The organism is Pseudomonas sp. UBA4194 (genome assembly GCF_002379585.1).
Classification (GTDB): Bacteria; Pseudomonadota; Gammaproteobacteria; order Pseudomonadales; family Pseudomonadaceae; genus Aquipseudomonas.
The window spans coordinates 4,051-12,500 of the sequence record NZ_DFUE01000049.1 but is presented as its reverse complement, the minus strand read 5'-3'; the positions used below and the strand labels follow the sequence as shown (position 1 = coordinate 12,500).

7 protein-coding genes are annotated in these 8,450 nt (G+C 64.0%); 1 reads left to right on the top strand and 6 read right to left on the bottom strand.

Features of this window, described 5'->3' with window-relative positions; all coding sequences use genetic code 11:
• Window positions 1-281 precede the first annotated feature (281 nt).
• The 6 genes from B3397_RS13150 to B3397_RS13125 all read right to left on the bottom strand — a co-directional run bounded on the left by B3397_RS13150 (window position 282) and on the right by B3397_RS13125 (window position 7,091).
• Window positions 282-1,100 (bottom strand): ABC transporter ATP-binding protein, encoded by an 819-nt coding sequence (locus B3397_RS13150; RefSeq protein WP_296250727.1) that lies wholly within the window; start codon window positions 1,098-1,100, stop codon window positions 282-284.
• Window positions 1,097-2,140: a FecCD family ABC transporter permease gene (locus tag B3397_RS13145; protein WP_296250725.1), complete on the bottom strand. Its 1,044-nt coding sequence runs from the start codon at window positions 2,138-2,140 to the stop codon at window positions 1,097-1,099. Before B3397_RS13145 ends, B3397_RS13150 begins: the two co-directional genes overlap by 4 nt.
• The gene (locus B3397_RS13140) at window positions 2,137-3,138 is read right to left on the bottom strand and encodes a FecCD family ABC transporter permease (protein ID WP_296250723.1); all 1,002 of its coding nucleotides are present in this window, start codon (window positions 3,136-3,138) and stop codon (window positions 2,137-2,139) included. Before B3397_RS13140 ends, B3397_RS13145 begins: the two co-directional genes overlap by 4 nt.
• 221 nt (window positions 3,139-3,359) lie before the next feature.
• Entirely contained in the window at window positions 3,360-4,256 is an 897-nt protein-coding gene (locus B3397_RS13135; RefSeq protein ID WP_296250721.1) for an ABC transporter substrate-binding protein, read from the bottom strand.
• A gap of 14 nt (window positions 4,257-4,270) precedes the next feature.
• Entirely contained in the window at window positions 4,271-6,514 is a 2,244-nt protein-coding gene (locus tag B3397_RS13130) for a FepA family TonB-dependent siderophore receptor (protein ID WP_296250719.1), read from the bottom strand.
• Between the two features lie 274 nt (window positions 6,515-6,788).
• Window positions 6,789-7,091 carry an RcnB family protein gene (locus B3397_RS13125; RefSeq protein ID WP_296250717.1) on the bottom strand — a complete coding sequence of 101 codons (303 nt, stop codon included), beginning with the start codon at window positions 7,089-7,091 and terminating at the stop codon, window positions 6,789-6,791.
• A gap of 222 nt (window positions 7,092-7,313) precedes the next feature.
• Between B3397_RS13125 and B3397_RS13120 the strand changes: the two genes are divergently transcribed.
• A complete protein-coding gene (locus tag B3397_RS13120; protein WP_296250716.1) occupies window positions 7,314-8,402 on the top strand; it encodes an NADH:flavin oxidoreductase/NADH oxidase in 1,089 nt (362 codons plus the stop codon).
• Window positions 8,403-8,450: the final 48 nt, after the last annotated feature.

The window sequence follows — 8,450 nt, the reverse complement described above, 5'->3', positions numbered from 1 at the left end:
GCAGGGTGGGGAGGGTGTGCGATGGGGCAGGCGGGGGGCCCGGGCAGGGCAAAGGGGTGGTGGCGGGGCGCGGACAGGCGGGGGATGGCGGGAGCGTTCAAATGGGAGTATACGTGACAGGTAACATTTTGTTACTTTCTAGCACGGATGGGGGGGGGTGGGGCTGGGGGGGGTGCGGAAATCTGCGGATACAGACGATCCGCTTTTAGCCCCCTCTGACTCAGGGAGAGGGTTGGGGTGAGGGGACCATCCACCACCGATCCCCAACCCCGCCATCACCCTCACACCCGCCTCACCCCCGCAATGATCGGCGTGCCACTGTGCGGATCGCGCAACAGCTCGCACTTCACCCCATACAACCTTTCCACCAGTTCGGACGTCACCACGTCCCGAGGCGGTCCTTCAGCCACGATCTGCCCGTCGTACATCGCCACCAGGTGATCGGCATAACGGCAGGCGCTGGACAGATCGTGTACTACCATCACCACCGTCTTGCCAGCCGTTGCCAGGTTGCGGATCAATTCGAACACTTCGATCTGGTGCCCCAGATCCAGCGCGGACGTTGGCTCGTCCAGCAACAGCAGCGGTGTAGCCTGGGCGATGGCCATGGCGATCCAGGCGCGCTGGCGCTGGCCACCGGACATCGACTCCAGCGGCCGCTGCGCCAACCCTTGCAGGTCTGCTGCAGCGATGGCGGCGTCGACGATACGCTGGTCTTCCATTGACCACTGACGCAATGCACCCTGATGGGGTTGCCGGCCAAACCGCACCAATTCATGCACGGTCAACCCATCCGGCGCGGTCGCATCCTGGGGCAGCAGTGCCAGGCGCTGGGCGACGGTGCGGGTCGGCAGGCGCGTGATGGCTTTACCGTCGAGCAGCACCGCGCCCTGGCTGGGTTTGTGCAAGCGACACAGCCCTGCCAGCAGTGTGGACTTGCCGCAGCCATTGGGGCCGACGATGGCGGTAACCTGACGGGCAGGGATGGTCAGCGACAGTTGCTCGATGATGGTCGTTTGCCCATACCCCAGGCTCAACGCGTGAGCACTCAGGCTGGCGGGCTCGACATTGCCCTGCAACAGGGCGGCATCCAGGGTCATGGGGTTCTCCGTACAGGTTGGCGGATCAGGATCCATAGTAGATAGGGGCCACCCACCAAGGCTGTGACGATACCGACCGGGATTTCCAGGGGCGCGAACCAGGTTCGGCCCGCCCAGTCGGCGATCACCATCAGCAAGGCGCCAGCCAGTCCGGCACCGATGATCGGCACGCCTCGGTGACCGGCCAGGTAGCGTGCCATCTCCGGCGCCGCCAGGGCGATCAGTCCTACCGGGCCGACCACGGCTACCGCCAGACCGGTCAGCAGCACAGTCAATATCAGGGTCAGGGTGCGCACTCGGTCGATCTGCACCCCCAAGCCCCGGGCCACGTTGTCGTTGAAACGCAGGGTGGCCAAGGCGCGGTTCAAGGCCTTGGCCGCCGGCACCGCAACCAGCAGGGCCATCCCCAGGATCTGCACCGCCAGCCAGGGCCTGGCGTTGAGGCTGCCCACCGTCCAGAGGTAAGCCTGGTTGGCACTGTCCAGATCGGTGCGGGCAAGCATCAGATTGGTCAGGGCGCCAAACACCGCACCGACGCCAATGCCTACCACGATGAAACGATACCCCCTGGCACCACTGCCGCCCAGGCCAAAAGCCAGCGCAGCGGCGGTGAACGCGCCGATCAAGGCTAGGGCCGAGGGCGCAAGACTGGTCGGCAGGGCCACGATGGAAGCGACGGCGAATGACGTGGCGCCATCGTCGATGCCGATCACGCCGGGGGTCGCCAAGCGGTTACGTGCCAGGGTTTGCAGCAGACAGCCGGCAATGCCCAGGGCCGTGCCGGTGAACAGCCCGGCGAGCAACCGTTCCAGACGCAGTTCGCGCACCAGAAACACGTTCATCGGGTCCCCGGCACCCAGCAGCGCCATGAAGGCGGTTGCCGGGCCGATGTTGGCCGAACCGGTGGCCAGGCTCATGGCGCAGGCCATTGCCAGCGCCGCGATCAGCCCGAGTGCTGCGACCGAGGCGCGCTTGGGCAGCAGCAGCGAATAACCACCGCGACTGAGCCGCCAGTAGCCACGCACGTTGTCGGTATTCATAGGCGAGGCATCCTTTGTCCGCGGACCACGGCGATGAGGATCGGCGCACCGATTAAGGCCGTGATGACCCCGATGGGCAGTTCGTACGGGCGCACGGTGAGGCGCGAAACGATGTCTGCGGCGATCAGCACGCAGGGCCCCAGCAACAGGGCAGGGGCTAGGGTGCGGCGGATGTCCGGACCCACCAGGCGACGGGCTACGAACGGCACGATCAGCCCGACGAAGCCGATGGGGCCGGCGGCAGCGGTGGCCGTACCGACCAGAATGGCGACGGCGACCAGTGCCCATAGCCGAATCAGCTGCGGATGGTGACCGAGCCCCGCAGCGACCCGTTCGCCCAATGCCAGGCTGGCCAAGGGTCGGACCACTGGGACCAACAACGCCAACCCGGCCAGCACACCTGGCAGACTCCACAGCAAGGTATCGCTCGAGCGGCCGGCCAAGGCGCCGATGACCCAGAAACGGATCTCGTCGGCGCTGCGCTGGTCGTGCAAAAGAATCAGCGAGGTGAACGCGGCGAGCAGGCTGCTGAACGCCGCACCCGCGAGAATCAGCCGTACCGGATCGTCGCCCAGGCTGCCGAGGCGGCTGACCAGCAGCACCAGCAGGCAACCTCCCAGGGCGCCCCCAACGGCGACGCCCAGGTTGACGGTGGCCGAGCTGGCGCCCAGGGCAACCGCAACGACCACTGCCAGGGAAGCGCCAGCACTCACACCCAGCATGCCCGGTTCGGCAAGAGGGTTGCGGGTGGTGGCCTGCAAGACGATACCGGCGGCACCCAGGGCGCTGCCCACCAGCACACCGAGAAGCGTGCGTGGCCAGCGTAGCTCGAAGACGACGAAGCGCGCTTCCTCGCTGCCTTGGCCGAGGAGGGCGTGCAAGGCGCCCAACGGGCCGGTGTCGCCGGCACCGAACAGCAGGCTGGTGAAAATGGCCAAAGCCAGCAGGCTGGCGGATTTGAGGAGGATCGAAGGATAGGGGGTGGGTGGGGCGGTCATAGGGTCTCGGTGGGTTTGCTGGGTGATGGGTAGGAGGTGGGTTCGGTGGTGAATGGTCCCCTCGCCCCAGCCCTCCCCCTGAGGGAGAGGGAGCCGTGCGCGGTGTGCTTTAGCTCCCTCTCCCTCATGGCAAGGAGCCGTACGTGGTGTGCTTTTAGCTCCCTCTCCCTCAGGGAGAGGGCTGGGGTGAGGGGACCATTCACCGCCAAACCCAATCCTGATCAAGGCCCAACCAACACCCGCTCCACATCATCCAGCACCTTGTTCGCCGCCAGCGGCCCCGATCCGCTGGCCCACACCTGTCCATCCACCGTCACCACGCGCTGGTTCTGCACCGCACGCAGGCGCTCGAACGCCGGCTGCCGCCGGGCCTCAGCCAGGGCCTTGGCGCCGTCGGCGTTGAGGCTGGCAACGAATAACCAGTCAGCATCCACCCGGTTCAGATTCTCCAGGCTCAGCACGTCGCTGTGCGGTTTCTTCAGGCTGTTGGCCAACTCGGTCGTTTGCAAGCCAACCTTGTTCAACAGCTGACCGACGAAAACCCTGCCAGACATGGCAATGGGTCCCTGCGGATTCCAGCGCACTACCGAGACCGTCTGGCCTGCCGGAATCCGCGCCTTGAGCCCGGCGATGCGCTGATCGACTGCCTTGAGCACCTCGGCTCCAGCGGATTCACGATCCAGTGCCTTGGCGTAATAGGCAGTACTGGCTTCCCAGTCGGTCATGCTCGAGTGGGGCGACGCCACCGTAGGCGCGATCGCGCTGTAAGCCTTGAACAATTCGGCGCTCACCCCCGCGGGTGCCAGAATCAGATCGGGCTTGAGAAGCAAGATCTCTTCCAGGCTTGGCGCGCGCGAGGTACCGACGATGCGCGGGGTGCCTGCCTTGTCGGCCAGATAGGCCGAGACCTGGTCGCTGCCACGGGTCGACACCGTGCCCACCGGCTTGACCCCGAGCGCCAGCGCGGCGTCGAAGCTACTTTCATCCAGGGTGACCACGCTGCTCGGCGAACCCTTCAGGGTCACCGGGCCGTGGGGGGTATCCAGGGTGCGTTCCTGGGCGGCGAACACCGCAGGCACGGTCAGCAGCGAAAGCATCAGACAGAGTGGTTTGAACATCGCTCGAACTCCTTTCAGAAAGACGTGGTGACAGAGGCAAAGTAGGCCCGTCCGGGTTCGTTGTAGGTCTGCGCACCTGCCGAGCTGGCGCCACCGGCGCGGTACAGTTGCTTGTCGAACAGATTGCTGATGCCGACCCGTACGCTGAGGTTCTTGTTGAACTCGTAGCCCGTGCTCAGGCCGGCGACGGCATAGGGCGACACGTCGCGCTGGGCCTCCTGGTCGTAGGAAACACCCGTGCGGTTGTTGTACGTCGGGGCCTCCTGCTTGCCGTACCAGGTCGCGTTGGCCTGGAACGAGAGCTGGTCGGTGGCTTGCCAGTCCAGGGTGGAATTCAGGGTGTACTTGGGAATAACGCTCAGCGGCTCGCCAGTGTCGCGGTTTTCCGACTCGATCATGTAGGTGAAGTTGGTGTTCCAATCCAGCACCGGTGACAGCGCTATGAACAGATTGCCTTCGACGCCCTCGACCACCGCTTTGCCGGAGTTCTCCCACTGCAGTACCCGCGCACCGCTCTGCAGCCGGTAGAGGGGATCGAAGCCGCCAACGATCTTGTTCTTGTAGTCGTTGCGGAAGTAGGTCGCGCTGGTCCGCCAGCTACTTTTGTCGTAGGCCAGGCCAATTTCCTTGTTGACGCTGATTTCCGGGACCAGGTTTTCGTTGCCTACCAGGTAGCAGCCGCCGTTGTTGGTCTGGGCCACGCTGCAGCCCTGGCCGCGGCTGTAAAGCAAATAGTTGGGGTTGGACTGGTACAGGTTCGGCGCCTTGTACGCCCGGGCGATACCGCCCTTAAGGGTCAAGGCCTCGGTCAGCTGATGCGAAGCGTTGAGGCTCGGGCTGAAGTTGTCGCCGAAGGTTTCGTGATGATCAAAACGCAGCCCGGGCGTGATGATGGTGTCTGCAGTCGCCTCGATGTTGTCTTCGACGAACAGGGCGAAGCTGCGCGCGGTGATCTTGCTGGTGCTGCGATCCACACCCAAGGCATCTGCCGCGCCGCCGGTGGTGTCGAACGATTGCGAACTGAGCGCGCCGGGGTCGCTCATGGACTCGTACAGGTATTCGCCGCCCAGGGTCAGCACTTGCTCGGCTCCCCAGCTCACGGGCAGGTTCACCTCACTGGCGGCGCGAGTGTTGCGCAGGCGCGACTCGAAGCGACCGGCGCCGTTGGGCGCGCCTTCGGGACCGCCCGCCAGGCCCTCACGCAGACGGTTGTTGCGGGTGAAGTCGTAGGTCAGCGAAGACTGGGTACTGCCCCATTCATAGTCGCCATGGTGGGTCAGGCCGAAGCTGGAGCGGTGCAGCACGTTGCTTTCCTTGCCCAACTGACTCTGTACGAAGTCGCTGCCGTTGTTGTTCATGGTGTCGCCGGTGTAGATATTGCCCTGACGGCTGTAGCTACTTTCCAGGTCGAAGGTGTTCTGGGGGTCGAGCTTCCAGCTCAGCAGGCCGTTGATGTCCTTGTTGCGCACGCCTTCGCGGCCGGCCACCGTAGACGCAGGGTCGGTCTGGTGGCTGGCATTGATGTCGGCGTCGTCGGCATCTGTCTTGTTCAGGCTGCCGTAGACGCGAAAGATCAGGTCATCGGTGAGCGGTCCGCTGAGGTTGAAGTTGGCCCGCTTGCCTGCACCTTCGGCATCGTCCTCGGGCAGTATGCTGTACACCGTCATCGAGCCATGCAGCTCATCGGTAGGGCGCTTGGTGATGATGTTGACCACTCCGCCCATCGCACCGGAGCCATAGCGCGCAGCCGCCGGCCCGCGCAGAATCTCGATACGCTCGACTTCTTCAGCCGGCACCCAGTTGGTTTCGCCGCGGGTGTCGCGATCCCCATTCCAGCCATAGCGCACGGCATTGCGCGAGGTCGAAGGCTTGCCATCGATGAGAATCAAGGTGTTCTCCGGGCCCATGCCGCGCAGGTCGATCTGGCGGTTGTTGCCGCGGTTGCCGCTGGCGCTGTTGCCGGTCAGGTTGACACCGGGCTCGCGTCGGATGACATCCGAGAGGTCATTGACCGGCGGCCGTTTCTTGATGTCTTCGGCCGTGATGATCGACACCCCAGGCGCCTGCTTGAGCTCTTGGGCAGCGGTGCCCAGCACCTGGGTTTCCTCAAGTTGCAGCGCTTGCTTGCTACCGTCCACCGGCAGATCGGTCGACTCCAGCAATACTTCGTCCGGCCTGATCTCCAGGGACTCGGCGAAGGCGGGTGGGGCGACGGCGGTCATCAACGCGACGGACAGGTGACTGAGTTTCAAGCGCATGGTGCTCTCCAAATGAATAGGAAATGACGAGAGCAGCCGCTTGGTTTTTGGAGGTCGGCCTGGATTACGGCCACGGTTCTGAAGCGCTCGACATATCGGTCGGGCTCAGATGGTAGTTATTCGCATCTGCGAGTAAAGCGCATTTACAATCTATACAGTTTTTCTGTATCAGATTGTAAGCAGGGGGCGGGATATTGTTTCCGTATGCTTCCAAGTTGCCGGGTGAAACGCGGCCAGCGAACGGCGTTGGCCGTCGCGCTGGCCGACCAGAGCCTTATTTCGGCACAGGTTGTATGTCTTCGATGGTGCTATTGGTGCGCTTGATCAGCACGTACGCATCGTCCATCTGGACCCACTGGCTGTCCGGCGACGGCTGTTTCAGTCCCGCGCCTTTCCAGTTCTTCATGGCCATGTCCGACCGGCCATATTTGTCGGGAGCCTTGTCACCGACTTTCAACTCCATGGACTCGGGGCCGCCGTTGACGCTAGGGCTATCGGAAGCGGCGAGCGCCGTCGCCGATGCACCGACCAACAGGCCAGCCATGGTCACGCTTGCGGCGAAAGACTTGAAATTCATCCTGTACTCCTGGGTTCGTCGATTCGTGATCGTGTGACCACGCCTTGGCGGAACAATTCTACAGCAGGTCCATAGCAAGGCTGAGGCCGTCAACGCCGCCGCCGGATCAGCCGGCGCGCGCGCGGGCAATATAATCCCGGAGGTCCCAGACCGACGGTGCAACTAACCGGCTGCCACGGCCTCGAACGTTTCTGTCTCCCCCTTCAGATAGAGGCCTTGCTTATGTCCGCCCTGTTCCAGCCCTTCCAGCTCAAGGACATCACCCTGCGCAACCGCATCGCGGTGCCGCCCATGTGTCAGTATTCGGCCGACGACGGCCTGATCAATGATTGGCACAAGGTGCATCTGGCCTCGCTGGCCAGGGGCGGGGCAGGCCTGGTGATCGTCGAAGCGACGGCCGTGTCGCCAGAAGGGCGCATCACGCCAGGATGCACGGGCATCTGGAGCAACCCCTTGGCCCAGGCCTACGCGCCCGTGGTGCGCATGATCAAGGCGGCAGGCGCCGTCCCCGGCATCCAGCTGGCCCATGCCGGTCGCAAGGCCAGTGCCAACCGGCCCTGGGAAGGTGATGACCACATGGCCAATACCGACCCGCGTGGCTGGGAAACGATGGCGCCGTCCGCGGTGGCATTTGGCGCCAACCTGCCGAAGGTGCCACGGGCAATCACCCTCAAGGATATCGCCCAGCTTAAGGAAGACTACGTCAAGGCAGCCAAGCGTGCCCGTGAGGTGGGCTTCGAGTGGCTGGAACTGCACTTCGCCCACGGTTACCTGGGCCAGAGCTTCTTCTCTGAACATTCCAACAAACGTACCGACGCCTACGGCGGCAGCTTCGACAACCGCTGTCGGTTTCTGCTTGAAACCCTGGCTGCGGTACGTGAGGTCTGGCCTGAGCACCTGCCTTTGACCGCGCGATTCGGCGTGATCGAGTATGACGGGCGCGACGAGCAGACCCTGGTCGAGTCGATCGAGTTGGTGAAACGGCTCAAGGCCGGCGGACTGGACATGCTCAGTGTCAGCATCGGCTTCAGCACCCCGGAGGCGAAGATTCCGTGGGGACCGGCTTTTCTGGGCCCGATTGCCGAGCGGGTGAAACGCGAGGTGGAAATTCCGGTGAGTTCAGCGTGGGGCTTTGGCACGCCGGCATTGGCGGAACAGGCGGTGGTCAGCGGGCAGCTGGACGTGGTGATGGTAGGGCGGTCTCATTTGGAGAATCCGCACTGGGCGTACGCGGCGGCCAAGGAGTTGGGCGAGGAGCAGGCGTCCTGGACGCTGCCAGCGCCTTATGCGCATTGGTTGGAGCGGTATTGATTAAAGGGTGTGCTTGAAGCGGGATTTGGGGGGGATGGTCCCCTCACC